A 21,794-nucleotide genomic window follows, 5' to 3' on the forward strand; every position below is an offset into this window, starting at 1 on the left:
CCATATTGGAAAGGAAGTTCGGTCAGCATGAGAACAATACTCGTTCTTGGCGGTGGCTACGGCGGCCTAGCCTTAATTCAAGAATTACTCAATAATCATCTTCCTCATGATGTTGAAATTATCTTAATTGACCGAATGCCTTATCAAGGAATCAAAACGGAATATTATGCGCTCGCCGCAGGTACCGTAACTGATTATCACCTGCGCATTCATTTTCCGGTTCACCCCCGGCTTACTGTCCGGTACGGTGAAGTGAATTCCATTGATTTGGAGAGCAAAATAGTCAGTATGGAATCCGGTGAGATTGTATCTTATGATCTCCTAGCCATTGCTCTTGGCTGTACCGATAATTACCACAACATCCCTGGTGCTGATCAATATACCTGCAGCATCCAGACCTTTGCTGGTACTCGAGAAACCTACCGCCGTTTAAATGATGTGAAGCCTTACGGAACGATAAACATCGTAGGTGGAGGATTAAGCGGTGTTGAATTAGCCGCAGAGCTTCGGGAGAGCCGTCCAGATCTTAACATCGCTATTCTGGATCGCGGTGAACGTGTTTTATCTGCCTTTCCGGCAAAGCTGTCACAGTACGTAGAGGAATGGTTTCATCACCATCAGGTGCAAACGCTGGGACGAATCTCTGTATCTCATGTAGAGAAGGATTCGATTTTTAACGGTACCGAGGAAATCCTTTCAGATGTGACAGTATGGACCGCAGGGATTCAACCTGTAAAAGTAGTTCAAGATTTGAATGTGTCGAAGGACCGCGGTGGACGGATTATGCTGGATGAGTATTATCGTATACCGGATTATCCTGAGGTATATGTGATTGGTGACTGTGCCAGTCTGCCATTCGCACCAAGCGCACAAGCCGCTGGCGCACAGGGTGAGCAGGTAGCTCAGGTTATTCAAGCGACCTGGCGCGGAGAGACTCCTAAGCTTCATCCTATTCGCCTGAAGGGTACTTTAGGATCACTAGGCAAAAAAGCAGGATTCGGACTTATGGGACAACGCTCCGTCAAAGGACGGGTTCCCCGCATCCTCAAGAGCGGAGTGCTCTGGATGTCGAAACGCACTTTAGGATAAGCCTAAGGCTGGTTCATAAGTATTCAAGGTAGCTACTCTAAGATAAACGCGAGAGTAGCTTTTCTTACGTTATTGGTGCGTATACCCTGCGGACTCAGATGACCTTATTCGCAAATTTTTAGCCTTTGGAGGAGAGTTTCGGACTCCAGTGAAGTTATTGCTTATAATGAGGTTCATTTATGCTGCTTTTCAGGTGAATAGTGACTATGGGGTCCGATAGCTATCCAAATGTAGGAAGACACTCAATATAAGGTCACCTGAGTCCGGTGGCACCTTCACGGTAGCACCTGCACTCTCCAATATGTTGCCTAATCGATCAAATTGGTGGATTTTGTTCAAGCAAGGTTCCAAAAAGAGGGAGCACTCCATAATTTAGATTATGGAGTGCTCCCTCTTTTTTTCTCGAGAAATTTAGTCAAGATCTATATTAAACCAAGCCTCAAGCTCTTTGATCTTGGCTTCAATTTTCTCTTCTAGCTCTGCAACAGTGTCTGCTGCAATAATGTCACCTTCAACCATGGCGAAAGGCATTAAATAACACTCTCCACAATTGTTCAGACATCCGTATTCAATGACATCATAATCCGGATTCTCCTCCAGCTTATGCATTAGCTTGTCTGTTCCGTGACCCATGTTGCTGGAACAAAATTCAATAATTGGTCTCATGATGATCTCCCTATTCCGCCTAACCATTTTATTTTTTAACTTTTTGTACTATAATGAACTTACGAAAGGAGTGATTGAGAAATGAGTGAGAATGCACAAAGCACCGAAATGTATGATGAAGTACTAGAAGTGCTGGATAAGCTTCGTCCGTTCCTGCAGCGCGATGGCGGTGACGTAGAACTGGTCGATGTAGAAGACGGCATCGTTAAGTTGAAACTTATGGGTGCCTGCGGCAGCTGCCCAAGCTCCACGATCACCTTGAAAGCCGGGATTGAACGCGCCCTCCTTGAAGAAGTAGAAGGCGTTGAAGAAGTAGTTCAAGTATTCTAAATCCCGTTCAATAACCCTCCCGATCCTCCTGTAAAGGAGATCGGGATTTTCTTATTATAGAGGATTTAACATTCTCTCACAACCTTAGAACATAAAACCCGCAAGCCAACTTGGCTGCGGGTTCTTGTTATGACTATAGACGAATTTAGCTTAATTCCTTAAAACGCTGGAATGATCGCACCTTCGTACTTTTCTTCAATGAAAGCTTTAGCTTCTGGAGAATTCAGGGCAGCAACCAGCTTTTTGATGGCTTCGGAATCTTTATTGTCTTGACGGGTTACCAAAATGTTAGCATAAGGGGAATCTACACCCTCGATGAACAGCGCATCTTTAGTTGGCACAAGACCAGCGTCTAGTGCAAAGTTCGTGTTGATCAAAGCAAGGTCTACCTCATCCAGTTGACGTGGGAGCATAGCTGCTTCCAACTCAATGATGTCGAGGTTTTTCTTGTTTTCAGTGATATCCGCTTTCGTTGCAGCAATGTTTGTATCATCTTTCAAGGTAATCAGACCATTTTTTGCAAGTAGGATTAGTGCACGGCCACCGTTAGTAGCATCGTTCGGAATGGCAACTTTTGCACCATCAGCCAACTCATCGATCGATTTGATTTTTTTGGAATAAGCTCCAAAAGGCTCAACATGAACGGATGCAACGGAGACCAGATCTGTTTTATTATTTTTGTTTTGGTCATCCAGATACGGTTGGTGTTGGAAAAAGTTAGCGTCTAACTCCTTCTCATCAAGCTGCACGTTAGGTTGAATATAGTCAGTGAATTCTTTAATTTCAAGGGTAATTCCATCTTTTTCAAGCAATGGAGCAATAGCCTTCAAAATTTCAGCATGAGGCACAGGTGAGGCACCAATAACCAGTTTCACAGGATCTTTAGTAGGTTCACTTGTTGCTTCTGCATTTGGTGCTGTTGTAGCAGCCGAGCTCCCAGCATTATTAGATGCATTGTTGTTACCGCAAGCCGCAAGCACCGCAACCAGTGTCAGGCTAAAAAATGTAAGTAGTACTTTTTTCATTGTAAATCCCCCTCTAATCTATATTTTGTATTGAATAAGGATATATATGGATGTACCTTATTTCCGTGTGTAATGTTTTACGAGTCGGTCACCGGCCATTTGTAGCAATTGCACCAGTACGACAATAAATAATATAGAAACAATCATAATCTCCGTCTCATAGCGGTGGTAGCCGTAACGAATCGCCAAGTCACCTAATCCGCCGCCCCCAACCATACCAGCCATTGCTGTATAGGAGACCAGTGTAACCAGTGTGATCGTAACTCCAGCTAGCAGACCTGGACGAGCTTCTGGCAAAAGAACACGCATAACGATTTGGTTCGTCGATGCTCCCATACCTTGTGCGGCTTCGATGACTCCGCGGTCTACCTCTCTTAACGACGTCTCTACCAAGCGGGCAAAAAACGGAGCTGCACCAATCACCAGAGGTGGAATCGTACCGAGTACACCAATGGAGGTTCCAACAACGGCTTTGCTGAAAGGAATTAGAGCCACCATCAAAATGATAAAGGGTACGGAACGTAGAATATTTACAAGTAATGATAAGACCGAGTAAGTTACTCTGATTACTATACTATTCGATTTCCCCCATAAATACAATAGAATTCCGAGTGGTAAACCAAGAATAATTGTGAACAATCCGGAAAAAAATATCATTTTTATAGTAGCAACCGTAGCATCCATCATTTCTTGCCAATTTAGATCTGCAAAATTCATTACGAAATCACCTCCACATCAAGGCCTTGAGCAATTAGTCTGGAGATCGTTACAGCAATTGCCTCAGCTGGCCCTTCAAACCGCACAATCATCTGTCCATAAGGCACATCTTTAATCGTTGAGATGGTACCATGTAAGATTGCAAAGCTCACACCCGTATCACGCACGACATCGGATAGTGCCGAGCCGTAAGTTTTTTCTCCGAAAAAAGTAATTTTGACAGCTTGAGAGTTATCCCCGGCAGCAGCATCAAGCGCCACTCGAAGAGGCCCTTCATTCTGTGTCTCACTGCGGATGAAATCGCGTGTAACCTCATGCTGCGGCTTGAGAAATACCTCTGTAACTTTGCCTTGTTCAACAATCCCACCACCATGTATGACCGCGACACGGTCGCAGATACTCTGGATTACATGCATTTCATGCGTGATCAGCACAATGGTCAAATGGAATCTTTTATTAATATCAAGCAGCAGCTTAAGAATGGAATCCGTTGTCTGGGGATCAAGCGCAGAAGTGGCCTCGTCACACAACAGCACATCAGGGTCACTGGCTAGTGCCCGGGCGATGCCGACCCGCTGCTTTTGTCCTCCAGATAACTGAGAAGGATACTTATCTGTATGTTCTTCAAGCCCAACTAGAGCGAGCAGATCTTTCACTTTTGTATCAATAGCTGTTCTAGATGTACCTGCAAGTCGCAGTGGAAAGGCAATATTATCATACACAGTCGCCGAAGAAAGCAAATTGAAATGTTGAAAAATCATCCCAATCTTGCGCCGCTGTTCCTGTAATTGACCTTGGTTAAGGCTAGTTAGTTCAACACCGTCTACCCAGACCTCACCTTCTGTCGGACGTTCCAACAGATTAATGCAACGGATCAATGTACTTTTCCCCGCTCCAGAGTGGCCGATGACTCCGAATATTTCACCTTTCTCGATGGACAGATTCAATCCAGAAAGCGCTGTTGCCGCATTACTCCCTTTTCCATAAACCTTTGTTATCCCTTTTAGATTAATCAACTCTCGTCGCCCCCCCTTTATATTTCACTTATTCTATACAAAAAAACCTCCAACGATCGATGCAGATCGCAAGAGGCTCTGTGGGTTTATTAAGACAATGCCTTCTCATCTGCCAACGACCGCAACCTGCGCCATTGTAGGAATTAGCACCATGACATTTGTACAACGCTTCCCGCGCTGGATACAAATCGGTTGCCGGGCTTCATCGGGCCTATCCCTCCGCCGCTCTCGATAAGATAAAGTTATGAAATTATATTTTTTCTGAAATCGTACATACTTTAATGCAAGCATAAGTATAGTGAGTTTATCGATTTTTGTCAAAAGGAAATATATTGAACGATTACGATTTTATGCTCTTTGCCCTGCTTATTTCCTTACGCAGCTGTTCATTGCTGTAGCTGAATGCCGCGATTAATGTCTTACAGTTCATTTCGAGCGATTGTTTTAAATCCTCAAGATGGCTATCCAGATCCTCGAGCTGAATTTTATCATGCAGACCTTGATGCCGCTGCCACAGATCATCCTGCATTTCAGAATTCATATAATGAATTTCAGCATTTCTGCGCTTGCGTAAATTCTCCAATGGATCGCGGTAGGAGTTCTTGATCTGTTCCAGTTGATCCGCTAATGCAGGATGCACATTCAATAATTGAAGCTGACGCAGCACTGTAAAGTAAGAAAAGTGCGTTTTTAATTTGGATGTTTTGAGATCATAAAAATGATTCAGTACCGTCCCAAGCTTGTCCAGAAGAGAGAAAACCCGGATAAAGCCATCTTTATAAAAATAAACATAACGTGCATAATCGCCCTGTTCCACCGGTGTCATATCATCCATATAACCCGCGATCACTAATTTCCGGTAAAAAGCGGCCGCGAACCAACTTTGCTCCAGTTCATCCAGAGAGGAAATCAGTCCACGTGTCCAAATCTCCAGCTTGCGGTATTCATGGTCATTATCCTCATGGGCACTCATTTCCTTGCGCAGCAATGCTGCAAAAGTGGCCATATTCTCCATCGCATCAGCCAACACACCACTGTTCTTTCGAGGCGGCTCTCCAAGTAATACCCGCAGCATATCCCAGTCCTCCTAAAGTTTTGTTCAGCGTCTGCTTCCATGGACTGCTTCGTACAAAACTCGCGACGTAAGCATCGGCCAATCAGCTCCACGATATACCGATTTCCACTTTATTATTCCGCGGGTGAAGCGCCTCTATCCACGGAGGGAATGTTCTACCAAGGCGGTGGAATCATTGGGTTCGTTACATTTTTTCCAGACACGACACTACCCGCACGATTTAGCTGCCAGACTCTTACACTCATATAACATAAGACACCAAACAAACTGGCAATCAGCAAAATATGAGCCAAAGCGGCAAATATGTACAATCTTTCATTATCTAGGGTGTAAACCACAGCCGCCCCACTAAACACCTGCATCAAGCATAACAGCACTGCAGCTACACCTAGCGCTCTAAGCTCTGGATAATCCTTATGTTTCCAAAATGCTAAATGCCCAAGCAGCGCAGTAAGCATGAATAAGAGCAAAGCCGCAATCCGATGCGTAAAAACAACACCTACACCTCCGGAAAGCTCCGGAACCCATTCTCCATTACAAAGCGGCCAACCCGAACACCCGCCCTGTGAATCCGTATGACTTACAAAGGCTCCAATATACACGACAATATAAGAATAGATGGCAGTAAGACAAGTTAAATTGCGAAAAGCCTTACTTACGGGCTTCTTTTGAGCCTCCAACGTATGATCATATTCGCGCGATTCATGCCATCTCTTGGTTCCAAGAGCCAACATCATAGCGCTCGAAAAGGCGATCAAAGAAAAACCCATATGCAGCGCCATTACAGCAGCAGATTGAGATTTAATTACTGCAAGCGCTCCCATACCACCTTGAACGATGACGAATAATAAAGTCATAAATGCATAGCCCAGCAAATCGCGCCGAGTACGGGCATAACGCCAAAAAGCAAACATCGAGGCAAGTGAGAATAACCCTGCCAAACCGCTAAACAAGCGATGGGTGTATTCAATCATCGAGCCTATAGTATAAGCCGGAATTAATTTCCCATGACAGAGCGGCCATTCATTTCCGCATTCCAAGCCCGATCCAGTCTTCGTCACTACCGCTCCTCCGAGTACAGCGAGGAACATGATAAGGCAAGTAAGATAACTAAGCCATTTCAACTGATTTGTCGTCAAAAATATCACCCGCAGTTTTTAGTAATGAAGAAGCAGCCAGACTTATATTTCAAAAAACCACCGCTTTTGCACAAACAGGCGAAAGCGGTGGTTCCTTAGGAATTACTTTTGAAGGCTTTGATGCACTTGGACCGCTTTATCAAGGAAATTTTCAATCTCTTCACGGGATTTGCGCAATTTATTAACGAATCTAACCAATTCCCGTCCATCCGAATATGCGACGAAGCTTGGAATACCCATAATATTTTGTTCTTGGCTAACATCGCCCACGGCATCAACATCTACCTCAACCAGTGTAAGGCGATCTGCATAAGCCTGCTCTACCTCTGGGATAAAAGGATCGATAAATTTGCAATCCGAGCACCAGTCAGCCTTGAAGATGGCCACTGTTAATCGAGGTGATTGAATGGCTACCTGAAATTCAGCAGGAGAACTAATTTTGTCCATGATTTACTCAGTCCCTTCTTCAATATCTGTCTATTTTCTACTCTTTAAGTGAAGCAAAATGCAGGGTAGAAGTCAAACCTATTCTCTCATACGAACACGTGCAGGCTGTAACTTCATCAGCGGATTCAATAATTTTTGCAGCGCCCGCGGATAACTGGAGATTTCCTGTTTAGTCAGCACGCCCAGCACAATAAGCAGTACTAGATAAATAACAACAACTGCGGCTCCTACAACAAGACAAGTGATCAGAAACGCCAAACGTGCCGGCATCAGATCTGTTAACAGAATCCCAGCCTCATTCAAGCCATAACCAATCCCGCCGGACACAAGTACCGCAATCGCGAAACCGCCCCAACGTTTGCCCATAATTTCAAAAGGCACGATCGATTTCAGCATGCGTAAGTTAAGCAAAGTAATGACCACGAAACAAAGTGCTGTTGCACCGATGATTCCGTAGATGCCAAATACCTTACTAAGTAATAAGCTTGCCACTAATTTTACAATAATACCCGCTAACACATAATACATGGAAATTCGCGATTTGCCCATACCTAACAAAATAGAGTTCGTTGTCATCATCGTAATCTGAAAGATCGTTCCTAAAGTAAGCATGGCTACGATACCACTGCCATCTAAACTGGCGAACAATAATCCATTTACAGAATAAGCAGCTGCTACAAGCGCCAATACAATCGGCATCCCTGTCAAAATAGAAATCCGCAGAGCAAGCGTTATCTGCTTTTTCAAATGCCCCTCATCACGGCGGGCATAGGCAGCCGAAATGATCGGAATCAATGAAGTTCCAAGTGCAATAGCTAGAACAGGTGGAATGCCCGCTACACTCTGAGCACGATTGGATAAAATACCTAGCGCTGAAGTGGCACTATCCCTACCTATCTGATCAATCAATAATCGTACCGTAAGAGAAGTGTCAATTACATTCACAACCGGAATCGTAAGGGAAGACAGCACAATGGGAATAGACAGTGTAAAAATATCCTTGTAGATACCCCAAATCGGTAATTTTTGAGCAGTATCATAATTCAATCCTAATTGCTTGTCCTCACGGCGAAGTTTGACTGCAAAATAAATCATTACGCCAAACGCCGCAATACTACCGATCACGCTACCAAAGGATGCTCCCGCAGCAATTGTAGTGTTGCTATAACCTTGATGTAATAAAATATAAGCCAGCAAAATAGCGGTCAGTACGCGAGCGAATTGCTCCACGATCTGAGAAATCCCACCTGCCATCATATTGTTGCGGCCTTGAAAATATCCACGCATCATCGCTATTGCCGGAAAAAGAAGCAGGGCAGGCGCAATAGCTTTTATCGCCATCGCCGATTCAGGGACATCAGCAATATGAGTTGCATAAAATGGAGCCCCTATGTACAGCAAGACAGTCATAAACACCCCTGCTGCCACTGAAAACAGCAGTGCAGCATGATACACTTGTCTCGCCTCTTCAGGACGATTCAAGGCGTATCGTTCAGAGACCATTTTGCTGAGTGTACTTGGAATCCCAGCGGTGGCTACGGTTAGAAGCATTAAATAGATATTGTTAGAAACTCCGAACGATGCTCTCCCCACACCGTCAAAGATATGGTCCAGCGGCACACGCTGGACAAGCCCGAGTACCCTTGCCACCAAAGCTGCAGCAGCAAGGATAAGCGTGCCTTTAACAAAAGACTCTTTCTTGGACAAACTCTTTCCCCTTCTTCACTGTTAAATTAAAACCGGGCGACCCATATAAAAAAGAGGACGACCATAATTACCTGCAACACGATTTTGACCAAGGTGCTGCTAAATAAGCCGAGTATGGAGCCAACACTTACCTTAGCAGCTTTAGAAGGTGAAGATCCCACGATCAATTCTCCAATAAAAGCCCCTAGAAATGGCCCAATGATAAGACCAAAAGCCGGGATAACAAAAGGTCCCAAGATCAGCCCGATCGTGCTCCCGATAATCGATGAACGTGAGCCGCCAAATTTTTTGACACCCCACGCTCCTACAACATAATCAGCAACAAAAAGAACTACAACAATCAGTGTTTGAATAATCCAGAACCAAACCCCAAAGGGCTCAAAAGAAAAGAACCAGCCGTATACAAAAAAGGCAAGATAGATCGCTAACGCACCCGGCAGTATGGGATACACAGCCCCTGCCAATCCTACAGCAAACAAAACAATGATAAGAATCCAACCCAGGATCGTCAATTCCTTAACCTCCTACTAGCATAATGCTCCATGGATTCACTTCGCAGTACTGCTTTTATTATTTGCTGCCTACAGAGGCTGCAGCTTCGGTAAAGATATACTTTTGGATGACCTCGGCAATCCCGTCTTGATTATTGGTCGCCACCACAACATCAGCCTCTTGTTTAACCGTCTTTTGCGCGTTGCCCATGGCAACCCCAAGTCCAGCCTGCTGGATCGCCGCCAGATCGTTAAGGCTGTCGCCCACAGCTACAACTTGCGACATTTCTATTCCCAGCAGCTTGCAGACTTCCTTTATTCCTGCTGCCTTATTCACGCCTAGAGGATTAATCTCCAGATTGTGCGGAGAAGAGTTTGTAATCTCCAGTCCACCCATATCTTGAAGACGAAGCAACAGCTTATGGCGAAGCTCATCATCTTCAGTGTGATAACCGAACTTAAGCCATTCTCTACCCGTTACATCCCCATCCCAGTTATCCTGTTTGAGAACTTCGTCCAGAGAATAAGCCCAGAACCAGATGTCATCTGCTTTTGCAAGATCATACATTTCTTGTACCAGCTTGGGATCCATTAGCGATCTCCGGTATATTTCATGTGGCGCTCTCCACACCTCACTGCCGTTCACAGTGATCATCGGTGTCTCTAAACCTAGCTGCTCTGCATAGGGTAAGGCACTTACAAATGCCCGGCCTGTCGACAGACAGACATGAACGCCTGCGTTGACCGCCTTTTGAATCCATTCCACCGTTGTGGGTGTAATTATCTGTTCATCATTCAGTAGGGTTCCATCCATATCCAATGCAAGCAGGCGGTATTTGGCAATCATTTGCCACCCCTCCATTCTTGTATGCTCTCTATTGAGAAGCTGTTTATTTTTTTAAATCTTAGCCATAGGGTCAGAGTTACTCGGTACCTGTAGTCTCTCCCTCCTTCGCATTATCATTAGTATTATTGCCAGACTGGAGACTTTTCTTTGGAACTCCATCAAGCCCATATTCCCAATCATAGGCATCAAATATTTTACGTGCGACTGGTGCCGCACTTTGTGAACCAAAGCCACCTTCAGGGATTACAACCGCCACAGCCAACTTAGGATTATTACGTGGAGCATATGCAATAAATACCCCATTATCGCGAATTTCACCCTTAGCTACTTGCTGAGAGGTTCCCGTCTTACGTGCAAAGTCATAAGGGAAATCAGAAAAAGCACTAACTTCACTTCGCATCCCCTGCTTAATTTCATTCCAGTAGGACTTATCGAAGTTTGTTACTTCATCAAGCACCTCACGTTTAAACTCTTTGATTATATTTCCATCTGCGTCAGTAATCTTGCTAACCAGTTGAGGTTTAATCCGCTGTCCTTCATTAGCAAGTGTAGTAACATACTGTGCAAGCTGCATTACTGTATAACTTCCTTGTTGTCCGAAAGAGGCATAGACCAGTGCGGACTGCGCACTACCAGCAGCTTCTATATTGGTATAGTTTCTTTGACCCAAGAATTCATTAGGCAGGTCAATTCCCGTAGATACACCAAGGCCGAACTCTTTCATATAGACATCCCAGATGTCTATCCCCTTGCTTTTATATTTGTCATACAATCTTTTACCGACCATATCGACCATAAATGCATTCGAGGATTTCTCAATGGCTCTAGCAGGATCCAAAGAACCATATACGTGGTTAGAAGAGTTTCTTACCTTCGTTTCATGCCCAGACTTACCAAAAGTCGCAAAACCTTTATCCTGATAATAAGAAGAAGTTGAAAACAACCCTTCATTCAGACCCACGAGTACACTCAAAGGTTTAATCGTTGAACCTAGAAGCAGTACAGATCTTAGTCCGTTCCCTGAGGTTCCCGAAGAAATAGGAGTGATCGTTCCGTTCTGATAATTATCCATAATACTGTTCCAGACATCTGAAGACAAAGAACCTGATGTCCAAACATTCGTATCATAATCAGGCATACTCGCCATAGAGACAATATTACCAGTATCTACTTCCATCGCTACTGCATATCCCGTTAAAGCATTCGGATGCGTTCTGCCTTGTACGGTATTAGAGTGCAACCATTTGAGCTGATCTGTTATCGCCTGTTCTGTCTTCATCTGAACATTCTTATTAATCGTTGTCCAGATGTCATTTCCTTTGACAGGCGGAACGACACGCTCAATTTTCTCCGCCATATTCTGTGGATTGACGGAAATTTCCTGATATCCGTTTTGCCCGCGAAGCTCACGCTGATATTTCAGCTCCAGCCCATCGAATCCAACAAATTCATCATCCTTATACGTTAGCCCTGGCTCCGGATTGTTTTTCATAGCACTAAGAATGTTTTTATAAATATTAAGACTGTTCGCGGATTTGAAGGGTTTGATATATCCAATCGTCTGTACAGCAACCGTATCTTTATCATAATGACGAATGCTCTCCTCGACAATCTCAAGCCCCGGATATTCTCCTTTATGTTCCATGAAATAAGCTACTTCTTCAGTAGTCAGATCAGCCTTAATTCGCCGTGCCATAAAGCCAAGTGATTTACGAAAATATAAATCCAACGCATCAAGTACATCTTTCTCCGTCATCTTCTCTGCATTTGGATTACCATATTTATTGAAATCAGCTACCAGCTTGGCTGCCAAGGCATCAGACTTGGCCTTAGCCTCTGGGGTCAGCGTTGTTTTACCGGTGACTTTATCTGTTTCCTTAGCCGTATACTCTTTATTGAGCGTGATATACAGCGATTGAACAGGTGTGGAATAAGCTAGCTTCTCACCGCCTGCAGCGTATATAACCCCTCTCATGGAAGCTAACGGTACATTTTTAGTATCTCTACTCGTCTCTACCTCAGTTAAAGTTGGACCTTCCACGAACTGCAGGACAGCTAGCCGGATGATGATTACGCAAAATATAACGAACGTGCTAAAGAAAAACACGTTGAGTCGCAGGCCAATGGAACTTTTGCTGCTGGTCTCGTCAGGAGGTGAGGCCTGCTTACGGAAAAAACTCACAGTTTTTCTCTCCTTTTTCTCTAATTTAAGCTTATTGTTATTGAACGGGATCTGCCACAGGAGGAATATTCTTCTTTGGAACCCCATCCAGCCCATATTCCCAATCATAAGCATCAAAAATCTTACGGGCAACCGGAGCTGCACTATTGGAGCCAAAGCCGCCCTCCGGAATCACAACCGCTACAGCCAGCTTCGGATTCTCACGTGGAGCAAAGGCAATAAAAACCCCGTTATCACGGTTTATATTTTTTCTATCCGTTTTTTCAGAGGTTCCTGTCTTACGGGCAAAATCATAAGGAAAATCGTCAAAAGCACTAACTTTACTGCTCATTCCCTGTTTGATTTCTCTCCAGAACGATTTATCAAAGGTTACTTTATTAAGCACTTCTTTTTTAAATTCCTTAACCACCTTACCTTGCGCATCCGTAATCTTACTTACAAGCTGTGGTTTAATTCGCACACCTTCATTTGCAAGTGTAGTAGCATACTGGGCAAGCTGTAATGTAGTATAACTGCCTTGCTGGCCAAAAGATGCGTAGACGAGCGCGGCCTGCGAGCTCCCTGCAGCCTTGAAATCTGTATAGTTAATCTGACCTGGTGATTCACCGGGAAGACCACTTTGTGTTGACACACCCAGTCCGAACTTTTTCATATATTGGTCCCAGACCTCTACGCCTTTATCTCCCAGGTATTTCTTATAAAGTTGCTTTCCGACCATATCCACCATAAATACGTTAGAGGATTGCTTGATAGCATCAGCCGGATACAGTTTTCCATAGACATGACCTGATGAATTTCTAACCGATGATTTATCATCCTTACCGAAATAGGTAATCCCCACATCTGGATAAGTGCTCGAGGTGCTAAAAAATCCTTCATTTAAACCAATTAATACACTTAACGGTTTGATGGTCGATCCCATGAATACAAGAGAGCTAAAATCATGACCCGATCTCCCGGAAGAATTCGAGGTAATAGTACCATTCAGATGATTGTTCATAATTTTATTCCAGACGGATGTAGGCAACGAGTCCTTTGTCCATACATTCGAATCGTAATCCGGCATACTCGCCATAGCGACAACATTACCAGTCTCTACTTCCATTGCTACTGCATAACCTGTTAAAGCATCAGGATGAGTTTCGCCTTGAACAGCATTGGTGTGCAGCCATTTAATCTGATCCAATATGGCCTGTTCAGTCTTCATCTGAACATTCTTATTAATAGTCATCCAAATATTATTGCCTTTTACAGGGGGAACGGTCTGTTCTACCTTCTCCGCCATATTTTGAGGAGTGACCGAAATGACCTGATAACCATTTTCTCCGCGCAGTTCGCGTTGATACTGCATTTCCAGACCATCAAATCCTACATATTCTTCCGTTTTATACATAAGTCCCGGTGAAGAATTGTCTTTCATTGCACTACGAATATTTTTGTACATCGCTATGTCTTCGGTTGATTTAAAAGGTTTGCCAAAACCCACCGTCTGCACAGCTACCGTATCTTTATCGTAGTGGCGTACACTTTCTTCCACAATGGTAATACCTGGATATTCATCCTTGTGTTCCATGAAATAAGCTATTTCTTCTGAAGTTAGCCCTGCTTTTATACGACGCGGTACATAACCCAGATACTTTTTAAAGTCCAGATCAAGTAAATCCAGCACGTCCTGCTGCGTTAACTTGGGGGCATCTGCACTTCCATATTTCTCAAACTCCGCTACTAATCTTGCTGCAAGGTCATTAGACTTATTTTTCGCTTTTTCCGTTAGTGAGGTTTCACCCGTTACTTTATCGGTAGTTTTAGCTGTATATTCCTTATTTAGGGTAAGATAGAGCGACTCAACAGGTGTAGAATAGGCTATCTGCTCACCCCCGGCAGCAAAAATAATCCCTCGCATGGCTGCCAGCGGAACAAACTTCGTATCCCGTTTAATCTCTTCTTCTGTCAGCAAAGCTCCCTCAGTAAACTGCAAACCTGCAAGACGCACAATAATGATACAAAAAATAAAAAAAGTGCCAAAGAAAAACAGATTCAATCTCAGACCTACAGAATGTTTCGAAGATTTCCCGTCCGCAGGCGGGAGCTGCTTCCCAAAGCTCACCAGCTTTCTTCCCTTCTATATAAAAATAATGTCTGAATTGCCTTAGCCAGCGACATTGCTCTTATAATGAAGGTGATTTCTAAGAAGCTGATTGTGAGCATTGCACTCGCATTTATGTTAGAGCAGTTGGTATGAGTTTATTGTACCACACGGAAGGAGTGCGGCGCCCTCACTCAGAGTGCGTTCTCCCTAATATGCGTATCGTCAAAATCCTTCGGATTAAACCAATCTCCGCTGCTCGCCCAAGTGGGATCCAATGGAATCCAAGCTTGCCGGTCACTTATATAAACTTCATTCCAGGCATGTGCGCCATACCCGCCTCGACCATCATAGCCTTGCCCCGTTACAACGCGCACCTGTAACCCTTGAGAGCGGGCCATAACAGCGTAAAGACGGGCATAATCAATACATACCCCTATGCGTGTGTCGAAGGTATCCTGCGGGGTCTGTTCATGCCAAATTCTATTTTTTTCATAATTTTCCGCTTTGGCGTAATCATAAGTTACTCGTGTTCCTACCCAATCATACAGTAGTCTGGCTCTCTTCTCGTCTCCTTGCGCTTGTCCAATAATATCTTCAGCAGCTCCCACAATATCTTGTGGAATGTCATGATCGATAACTTCATATTTTCTGCGCAGAATATCATTCATCTCAGCTGCAACGGTCTTCGTCAGAATAGGCAGCTTTTTCTGCACTGTCTCCCCAACAAAGGGTTCAAATACAGCGGCAGCGCTTTGACTGTAGATCGGAGAAGATTCCACATAACGGCTAAATTGACTTTCTGGATTTAGGCCAACACAAATGAAGAGAGCGAGCACAATAATTAAACCACGAGTCAAGCCTATAATTAATCCTATGATAGCTCCACCCATACGGCTTACTTGCGTAATCTTTCTGTCCTTAAATGTCTTGGTGCGCCGTAGCTGGTGGAATGGAAGCAGCATAGACAACAATCCCAGAAGCATGCGAATTAAGATATAAGAGAGCAATAACAACAATAGAAACCGCACCAGCGGCGATTCCGCCAGCACAGACACAGCCGTATAATAAATTTGCTGCCACTGGGTCAGCTGTTTATCAGGCAGACTTATTCCTGCTGCCCAAGTCTGAACATGAGGATTGAGATACGCCGCAGCAGGAATGGCCAGCACCAAAGAAGCTATTGTAAACAGTCCTGTTCCCAGCAGACCGAATAATCTTCCGGTAGCACTTGAGAACCCTCTGCTCCAGCCTTGCAATAGTGAAAAGACTACTACCAGCAGGAGGGCGATGGAGATGATATTTGCATCACTCAGACTAGTCAACCAACCGTTTATCATATCCAATCTCCCCTTTCAGCCGCCCGCTTGCTTGTTTTTGATAATGATTTAAACTGAGGCCGTTTATTGATGTTTCCGAGCTTCCTCGATAAATGTTTGTGTGGTATCAGTAATACTCCACTTCCCAAGACTAACTCCGCGGAAAGTAACCTCTACCTTATCTTCACCAGTAGTACCTTTCACTTCAATATTCGGAGTTGTGATCGTAAATGTTCCGTCACCATTTGAAGTGTACTTCGCATCCTGCGCCTCTTTAAGCATGACCTCTTGTGCTTCCTTCTTCAGCGTGCTTACCGTTCCATCTGCCACCTTATTCACAGCGTTACCAATTTGGTCCATTGTCACACCACTATAGATGAATAGACCTACAACGATAATAATGACAATCGCCCATTTCAACATCGTTTTGACCAAATTAACAACCGCGAACAACAGAACAAGCGCAATAACAATAACTAACCAATTCTCTCTAATAAACTGTGACCACACCTCTGGATCCATCAACCTCACAACACCCCTATCGCCTAGTTTCGTCCTAAGGATTATCTCCTCCATAGACATGACGCCAATATTAATTATTATACATGAATGCCCATCATAATTCATGGTTCCACAGCCAGAGAAAGGTATACCTGCTTACAGGAATTAAAAAAGCGGTATAAGCCCTCTCTGTCCCACGTAAAGTACAAGTAGTTGCTTAAATTTGATCTTCTTAAAATACGCCTTCCTGCATTAACCTTTATTGTAGGTGGCTCTCGGAGGTGTTTCCCTGTGAAAACTGCGCTATGGCTGTACCTGTTTCTTTTTCTGGCGTTTTTTGATTTACATGCACAGTATCCTATTCTAACGCCCTTTGCCATCTCTCTTGGTGCGGGACCCGCCTTTATTGGCTGGATGATGGGCATGTATTCGTTGACCCATCTTCCTGGCAATTTGCTCGCAGGCGTACTCGTCGATCGTAATGGCAGCCGCCGCTACATCGTCTTTAGCCTTGTTACTGCGGGAGCCATTCTATTGCTGCAGGCTCACGCTCAGCTTCCGTGGCATTTGCTGATGCTACGAGCAGCAAGCGGGTTCGCGCTCGCCTTCCTCTCTCCGGCGTGCATGACCTTGCTGGCTTCATTATCATCTGATGCCACTGAGCAGGGGAAATATATGTCCGGACATGGTATCGTTCATACCTTAGCTTCAGTGGTATCCCCAGCAGCGGGTGCCTTTATCGTAGCTAAAGCTGGCTATTCCGGCACCTTCACCACATTGGGATGGCTGCTTATCGCTACAGGAATCATGGCTTTTTTCAGTGTACCGGCGCCTGCCCGGCGTTTAGTACGCCCTGTAAACTCAGCAGCACCTCCTTTAAAAAATCAGGATCTTCCTTCGGTCCCTATATCCGATCCCAATCCAGTTTCCAAACGTTATTATCTGCTGCCTTTTTTCGTTTCTTGTTCACAAGGGGTTCTGTTCTTTGAGCTTCCTCTATCTCAGACCGGAAGTAATAGCATTGTTTCCACAGGTATTCTTTTATCGCTCCTTAGCTTAGGGGCTTTGGTAACACTCAGTTTGTTCTTCCTGAACCGCTTTTCCCCAGGAGGAAGAATAGCCGTGGCCTTGCTAGGAATGGCCCTTTGTTTTTTTGCGCTCGCCTCACTTCACAGCATTCCCGCTTCCGTTATTCTCTTTATGCTGGGTGCAGCCAAAGGAATATTATTTCCTGCAATGGCTTCGCTCTTTATTAGTCTAGGTGGACCAGGACGTATGGGACGCACCTTCTCCATGCAGTCGATAGCCATGTCACTAGGTGCATTCGCAGGGCCTGTGGCCGCAGGACAACTAAGAGACGTTGTTTCGCCTTATTTCATTGCCTTTCTATTGCTGATGGTTGCACTATTACTGCTTCCGCCAAAAAATTCAGCCAAGCTGTCCACCTACTCTTCCAAATGGAATGGGCGGGCCGCATGATTTATTGTTTTTACGACATTTCCCGGGGAATGAAGATTTTCCTGTAGAAACAGTTGTTAAAACTGCTCCTCCTTCGGTAAACTATAATGAGTCTGAAAGTTCAGGCTTCATTTCCGGAGGTGATTGTCAGCAAATGTCCATTACGATTATTGTCGAAGGCAAAAACGATCGCAGCAGATTACGACGCGTGCTGGTACCGGAAGTCGAAATCCTCTGTACCTTTGGTACATTAAATACGCTCAAACTCGAGTCCCTGCGACAAAAAGTAGGAGATGGAGAAGTATATCTTTATATGGATAACGACAGTTCAGGCAAAAAAATACGCGGGATTCTCCGCGATGCCTTTCCCGATGCTGGTCACATCTATACGCGCCGGGGTTATGCCGGAGTGGAGGGCACTCCAGATGAATACAATATTAATCAGCTTGAAAAAGCGGGTCTGGAAGAGTTCATCATTTACCCTGAACCCATCCCTTTTTGATTCGCGATATATTGCCTAAGAAATTAAAAACGCCTTTTTCGTTATCCCTTCAATAAACGGGATTCGAAAAAGGCGTTTCTGTTATGCGGTTATGTTCTATTCACGAGCCAATTCATTCAGCCTATCGGCAAGAAATTCAGGCGTTACGTTATCCGTATCTCCTGCGTCATACAATGCACGGAGACGATTGTCCCGATCAACCAATGCTATGCGATTCGCATGTACGAAATTTTCTTTACTATTCCCTGCAATTAGTACTTTAAAAGAATCAGTTGCCAGTTTACGAATCACTTCCTGATCCCCCCGTAAGAAGTACCAACCCTTATAATCTGCCTGGAAACGGTCCGCAAAGGTCTTAATGGCTTCACGTGTATCATTCCCTGGATCAAAAGAAATGGAGACGAACGCCGTATCTTTTCCAAAGCTGCCCTCGTCGACCAGAATCTTCTGTGTCTGAGATAACAGGAACGTAGTTATAGGACATACATCCGGACATTGCGTGAAAAAAAAGTATACCAGCCGTGCCTTACCTTGTGTATCAGCCAGAGTAATCTGGTCTCCATCCACATTTTCAAGTGAAAAGTCCTGCACTTCTCCGATTACCGGCAGTTTTTCTTTTCCTAAATTCAAAGAATTAACTGCCAGATAACCAGCCATTACCAAAGCAAGCAATAGTAGAATCCAGGTCCATTTATAACGCTTAAAGGTCTGCACGGACAATAATACCCTCCCTCTTCTTAACCGTGAATCGTATTTAATACAAGTACGATCAAACTTACCGTTAGGTAGTTAATGGAGAAGAGGAAGTTCTTCTTCGCCCAGACTTCGTCATCTTTTGCTGCAAAGCCCATCAAGGTTATGATTAACCAAGCCAGGGACAGCGCTGTTGAAATCACCAGATAAAAAATGCCTGCATAATCGTAGGCGTACATTAACACTGGAATAGGCAGTAACAGTGCTACATAAGGAATCATTTGAAACTTCGTACGACGTGTTCCTTTGACTACAGGCAGCAGTGGGAAACCTGCGGCTCTATATTCTTCTTTACGTCTAATCCCGAGCGCCCAGAAATGGGGAGGTTGCCACAGAAACAACATCGCAAACATCAGCCAAGCCCCTAGATCAACTGTTCCCGTAACTGCAACGTAGCCAATTACCGGTGGCATAGCTCCAGAGATCGCACCTACTGAAGTGCTCCATGTTGATGTCCGTTTCAACCAAAGGGTGTATACTACAACGTAAACGAACATCCCTACAATCCCGAACAGACCGGCTAAAACTCCGGAAAAAGCAAACAGCACAATCAAACCCGCAATCCCAAGCCCAATAGCATACAGCAATACGGTTTTGGGTTTCAATCGTCCTGTAGGAAGCCCACGATCGCGCGTTCTTTCCATCTTCATATCCAGATCACGGTCGAAATAGTTATTAAAAACACAGGCCGAAGCCATAACCAGCATTGTACCGAGCAGAGTCAGAACTAATCTGCCGTATTGAACATCCCAACCTGAAGCCAGCCAATATCCTGCAAAGGCAGCGATGAGGTTAGATCGGATAATACCGGGTTTTGTTACGGTAATGAAATCACGCCAACTTGCACCTTCCGGTGGAGATTTTGCAGACATAGCTGCAGAATCGGAAGAAGCTTGAAATGTTATATGATTATCCACACCAAATGATCCTCCTTCTAAACAAACTTCTAACGTTCTAGCCGAAGCACTAAATAGACTTCGCTGTTAACTTTATCATATCAAACCCGAGGAGACTTTGACAGTCATGGCACAGTATGTTCATGAATTTGACAATTACGTGACAATATTTATTTTCAGCCCCTTAATAACCTAAGCCGTATTTGGGTAATTATTAATAATGTACTTCCGAACAACAAAGGAGAACTGACCAATGGACACCGCTACACATTTAGTTATGGGCATAGGGTTAGCCGGACTTTCTTTCGTCGATCCCGTCGTTGCTTCTGACCCTAAACTGGCCGGGGCCGTTATGCTGGCAACGATTTTAGGCTCACAGGCTCCTGATGCCGATACCGCATTACGACTAAAGGACAATGCAATATATATTCGTAATCACCGTGGAATCACACACTCCTTGCCTTTTCTAATTTTGTGGCCCGCTCTGATTGCCCTAGTCTTAGGGCCTCTGTTTGGGTTTACTGATTTGGCAGCTTTAAGCCATGTTGCACTCTGGGGTTTCATAGGTGTAGGCGTGCACGTCTTCTCTGATCTGTTTAACACCTATGGAACTCAGGCGGCCCGTCCATTCACTGAGAAATGGATCGCCTGGAATATCATCCACATTTTCGATCCATTTATTTTTGGCAGCCATATCGCAGCTATTCTGCTCTGGATCACTGGGATTGTTCCGCCTAAACCTTTATTTATTACGCTTTATGCCTGTACCATTCTTTATTATATTTGGAGAACGATTGTTCATGCCCGCCTTACACGAAACATCAAGCTTAAAGATATACACCATACTGCTGGCGAACGTTATATTGTAATCCCTACAATTTCACTTAAACGCTGGAACGTAGTTAAAGTGAAAAAAGACGGCAGTTATGAAGTTGGGCAGCTACTGAACAACCGTCTGGAATGGTTCAAACATGCGGTCTGCTCGAATCATCCCGCTGTGGAAATATCCAAGTCGCATCCAGATATTCAGTCCTTTTTATATTTCACCTCTTATGCGGTGGCCGAAGTGGAGGAGCTTCCTTCAGGATATATGGTGCGCTGGGGAGACGTTCGTTATTTACACCGCAAACAATACCCTTTTGTGGCTGTATTAGTTATGGATAACCAATATAAACCTTTAAATACTTATGTAGGCTGGCTTAGCAGCGATAAGCTCGACAAACGATTTTCCATCGACCCTGGTTCTTTACGATGAAACTGTAGACTTACTGAGAGAACTATTCTATAATCACAAAAAATCCCGGAGTATTTATAATACTCCGGGATTCATTTTAGCAGACACGGAAAGGAAGGCTCTTAATGGGTAAAGGACTCTCACTTTGGTTCGCTTGTTCTTCTATTCTTATTCTCACTGCCGCTTCAATCGCGATCAGCTATAGCTTCTGGCTAGCACTTCTGCTTGGTTTTCTCTGCGTATTGAATATTGGCTGGGGATTTATCCTCAAAGCCAGAATTAGACGCAAACAGGAAAGTTTAAGCTCTGATTAG

At 44.3% G+C, this 21,794-nt stretch carries 22 protein-coding genes and 1 riboswitch; of the genes, 6 read left to right on the top strand and 16 right to left on the bottom strand.

Annotation, left to right across the window (positions count from 1 at the left end):
• The first annotated feature begins 27 nt into the window (after window positions 1–27).
• Window positions 28–1,089, top strand: coding sequence for an NAD(P)/FAD-dependent oxidoreductase (locus tag PODO_RS25005; RefSeq protein WP_038573184.1), 1,062 nt, complete (start codon window positions 28–30; stop codon window positions 1,087–1,089).
• Window positions 1,090–1,500: 411 nt separating this feature from the next.
• On the opposite strand, the gene PODO_RS25010 is transcribed toward PODO_RS25005, so the two are convergent.
• Window positions 1,501–1,755 carry a YuzB family protein gene (locus PODO_RS25010; protein ID WP_036685247.1) on the bottom strand — a complete coding sequence of 85 codons (255 nt, stop codon included), beginning with the start codon at window positions 1,753–1,755 and terminating at the stop codon, window positions 1,501–1,503.
• Window positions 1,756–1,836: 81 nt separating this feature from the next.
• On the opposite strand from PODO_RS25010, the gene PODO_RS25015 reads away from it, so the two are divergent.
• Window positions 1,837–2,085, top strand: a complete 249-nt coding sequence (locus PODO_RS25015) for a NifU family protein (protein ID WP_036685249.1) — start codon at window positions 1,837–1,839, stop codon at window positions 2,083–2,085.
• A 158-nt stretch (window positions 2,086–2,243) separates the two neighbouring features.
• Here PODO_RS25015 and PODO_RS25020 read toward each other — a convergent pair whose 3' ends face one another.
• From PODO_RS25020 to PODO_RS25080, 13 genes are all read right to left on the bottom strand, one after another.
• The gene (locus tag PODO_RS25020) at window positions 2,244–3,110 is read right to left on the bottom strand and encodes a MetQ/NlpA family ABC transporter substrate-binding protein (protein WP_036685252.1); all 867 of its coding nucleotides are present in this window, start codon (window positions 3,108–3,110) and stop codon (window positions 2,244–2,246) included.
• Between the two features lie 57 nt (window positions 3,111–3,167).
• Complete coding sequence (locus tag PODO_RS25025) at window positions 3,168–3,797, bottom strand: methionine ABC transporter permease (protein WP_370510930.1); 630 nt, start codon at window positions 3,795–3,797, stop codon at window positions 3,168–3,170.
• A 29-nt stretch (window positions 3,798–3,826) separates the two neighbouring features.
• Complete coding sequence (locus tag PODO_RS25030; protein ID WP_036685258.1) at window positions 3,827–4,843, bottom strand: methionine ABC transporter ATP-binding protein; 1,017 nt, start codon at window positions 4,841–4,843, stop codon at window positions 3,827–3,829.
• Window positions 4,844–4,945: 102 nt separating this feature from the next.
• Window positions 4,946–5,081: riboswitch (SAM riboswitch) on the bottom strand.
• Between the two features lie 102 nt (window positions 5,082–5,183).
• Window positions 5,184–5,918 (bottom strand): Cthe_2314 family HEPN domain-containing protein, encoded by a 735-nt coding sequence (locus PODO_RS25035; RefSeq protein ID WP_038573186.1) that lies wholly within the window; start codon window positions 5,916–5,918, stop codon window positions 5,184–5,186.
• Window positions 5,919–6,073: 155 nt separating this feature from the next.
• The gene (locus tag PODO_RS25040) at window positions 6,074–7,057 is read right to left on the bottom strand and encodes a COX15/CtaA family protein (protein WP_038573187.1); all 984 of its coding nucleotides are present in this window, start codon (window positions 7,055–7,057) and stop codon (window positions 6,074–6,076) included.
• A gap of 102 nt (window positions 7,058–7,159) precedes the next feature.
• Window positions 7,160–7,504: a thioredoxin family protein gene (locus PODO_RS25045; RefSeq protein ID WP_036685265.1), complete on the bottom strand. Its 345-nt coding sequence runs from the start codon at window positions 7,502–7,504 to the stop codon at window positions 7,160–7,162.
• Window positions 7,505–7,582: 78 nt separating this feature from the next.
• Window positions 7,583–9,211 carry a putative polysaccharide biosynthesis protein gene (locus PODO_RS25050; RefSeq protein WP_038573188.1) on the bottom strand — a complete coding sequence of 543 codons (1,629 nt, stop codon included), beginning with the start codon at window positions 9,209–9,211 and terminating at the stop codon, window positions 7,583–7,585.
• Window positions 9,212–9,237: 26 nt separating this feature from the next.
• Complete coding sequence (locus PODO_RS25055) at window positions 9,238–9,723, bottom strand: DUF456 domain-containing protein (protein WP_038573189.1); 486 nt, start codon at window positions 9,721–9,723, stop codon at window positions 9,238–9,240.
• A 58-nt stretch (window positions 9,724–9,781) separates the two neighbouring features.
• Window positions 9,782–10,549, bottom strand: coding sequence for a Cof-type HAD-IIB family hydrolase (locus tag PODO_RS25060; protein WP_036685270.1), 768 nt, complete (start codon window positions 10,547–10,549; stop codon window positions 9,782–9,784).
• Window positions 10,550–10,625: 76 nt separating this feature from the next.
• Entirely contained in the window at window positions 10,626–12,731 is a 2,106-nt protein-coding gene (locus PODO_RS25065; RefSeq protein WP_038573192.1) for a peptidoglycan D,D-transpeptidase FtsI family protein, read from the bottom strand.
• A 37-nt stretch (window positions 12,732–12,768) separates the two neighbouring features.
• Window positions 12,769–14,838, bottom strand: a complete 2,070-nt coding sequence (locus PODO_RS25070) for a peptidoglycan D,D-transpeptidase FtsI family protein (protein WP_244886392.1) — start codon at window positions 14,836–14,838, stop codon at window positions 12,769–12,771.
• Between the two features lie 173 nt (window positions 14,839–15,011).
• Window positions 15,012–16,157 (bottom strand): transglutaminase domain-containing protein, encoded by a 1,146-nt coding sequence (locus tag PODO_RS25075; protein ID WP_038573194.1) that lies wholly within the window; start codon window positions 16,155–16,157, stop codon window positions 15,012–15,014.
• Between the two features lie 63 nt (window positions 16,158–16,220).
• Window positions 16,221–16,658 carry a hypothetical protein gene (locus PODO_RS25080; protein ID WP_036685280.1) on the bottom strand — a complete coding sequence of 146 codons (438 nt, stop codon included), beginning with the start codon at window positions 16,656–16,658 and terminating at the stop codon, window positions 16,221–16,223.
• Between the two features lie 270 nt (window positions 16,659–16,928).
• Between PODO_RS25080 and PODO_RS25085 the strand changes: the two genes are divergently transcribed.
• A complete protein-coding gene (locus PODO_RS25085; protein WP_038573195.1) occupies window positions 16,929–18,116 on the top strand; it encodes an MFS transporter in 1,188 nt (395 codons plus the stop codon).
• 133 nt (window positions 18,117–18,249) lie between these two features.
• Window positions 18,250–18,597, top strand: a complete 348-nt coding sequence (locus tag PODO_RS25090; RefSeq protein WP_036685586.1) for a DNA primase — start codon at window positions 18,250–18,252, stop codon at window positions 18,595–18,597.
• A 96-nt stretch (window positions 18,598–18,693) separates the two neighbouring features.
• Here PODO_RS25090 and PODO_RS25095 read toward each other — a convergent pair whose 3' ends face one another.
• Both PODO_RS25095 and cyoE read right to left on the bottom strand, forming a co-directional pair.
• A complete protein-coding gene (locus tag PODO_RS25095; RefSeq protein ID WP_038574827.1) occupies window positions 18,694–19,311 on the bottom strand; it encodes an SCO family protein in 618 nt (205 codons plus the stop codon).
• Window positions 19,312–19,334: 23 nt separating this feature from the next.
• The gene (cyoE, locus tag PODO_RS25100) at window positions 19,335–20,267 is read right to left on the bottom strand and encodes a heme o synthase (protein WP_036685285.1); all 933 of its coding nucleotides are present in this window, start codon (window positions 20,265–20,267) and stop codon (window positions 19,335–19,337) included.
• 232 nt (window positions 20,268–20,499) lie between these two features.
• On the opposite strand from cyoE, the gene PODO_RS25105 reads away from it, so the two are divergent.
• Both PODO_RS25105 and PODO_RS25110 read left to right on the top strand, forming a co-directional pair.
• Window positions 20,500–21,501, top strand: a complete 1,002-nt coding sequence (locus PODO_RS25105; protein ID WP_038573196.1) for a metal-dependent hydrolase — start codon at window positions 20,500–20,502, stop codon at window positions 21,499–21,501.
• Between the two features lie 104 nt (window positions 21,502–21,605).
• A complete protein-coding gene (locus tag PODO_RS25110; protein ID WP_038573198.1) occupies window positions 21,606–21,794 on the top strand; it encodes a hypothetical protein in 189 nt (62 codons plus the stop codon).

Origin of the sequence: Paenibacillus odorifer, assembly GCF_000758725.1 — a bacterium.
Lineage (GTDB): Bacteria > Bacillota > Bacilli > Paenibacillales > Paenibacillaceae > Paenibacillus_AQ > Paenibacillus_AQ odorifer.

Excerpts from the sequence above, each read along its gene's own strand:
- PODO_RS25020 (WP_036685252.1), bottom strand. The coding sequence starts at position 3,110 with ATGAAAAAAGTACTACTTACATTTTTTAGCCTGACACTGGTTGCGGTG.
- PODO_RS25110 (WP_038573198.1), top strand. The coding sequence starts at position 21,606 with ATGGGTAAAGGACTCTCACTTTGGTTCGCTTGTTCTTCTATTCTTATT.
- PODO_RS25015 (WP_036685249.1), top strand. The coding sequence starts at position 1,837 with ATGAGTGAGAATGCACAAAGCACCGAAATGTATGATGAAGTACTAGAA.
- PODO_RS25090 (WP_036685586.1), top strand. The coding sequence starts at position 18,250 with ATGTCCATTACGATTATTGTCGAAGGCAAAAACGATCGCAGCAGATTA.
- PODO_RS25025 (WP_370510930.1), bottom strand. The coding sequence starts at position 3,797 with ATGATGGATGCTACGGTTGCTACTATAAAAATGATATTTTTTTCCGGA.
- PODO_RS25075 (WP_038573194.1), bottom strand. The coding sequence starts at position 16,157 with ATGATAAACGGTTGGTTGACTAGTCTGAGTGATGCAAATATCATCTCC.
- PODO_RS25080 (WP_036685280.1), bottom strand. The coding sequence starts at position 16,658 with ATGGATCCAGAGGTGTGGTCACAGTTTATTAGAGAGAATTGGTTAGTT.
- PODO_RS25035 (WP_038573186.1), bottom strand. The coding sequence starts at position 5,918 with ATGCTGCGGGTATTACTTGGAGAGCCGCCTCGAAAGAACAGTGGTGTG.
- PODO_RS25060 (WP_036685270.1), bottom strand. The coding sequence starts at position 10,549 with ATGATTGCCAAATACCGCCTGCTTGCATTGGATATGGATGGAACCCTA.
- PODO_RS25105 (WP_038573196.1), top strand. The coding sequence starts at position 20,500 with ATGGACACCGCTACACATTTAGTTATGGGCATAGGGTTAGCCGGACTT.
- PODO_RS25045 (WP_036685265.1), bottom strand. The coding sequence starts at position 7,504 with ATGGACAAAATTAGTTCTCCTGCTGAATTTCAGGTAGCCATTCAATCA.
- PODO_RS25005 (WP_038573184.1), top strand. The coding sequence starts at position 28 with ATGAGAACAATACTCGTTCTTGGCGGTGGCTACGGCGGCCTAGCCTTA.
- PODO_RS25010 (WP_036685247.1), bottom strand. The coding sequence starts at position 1,755 with ATGAGACCAATTATTGAATTTTGTTCCAGCAACATGGGTCACGGAACA.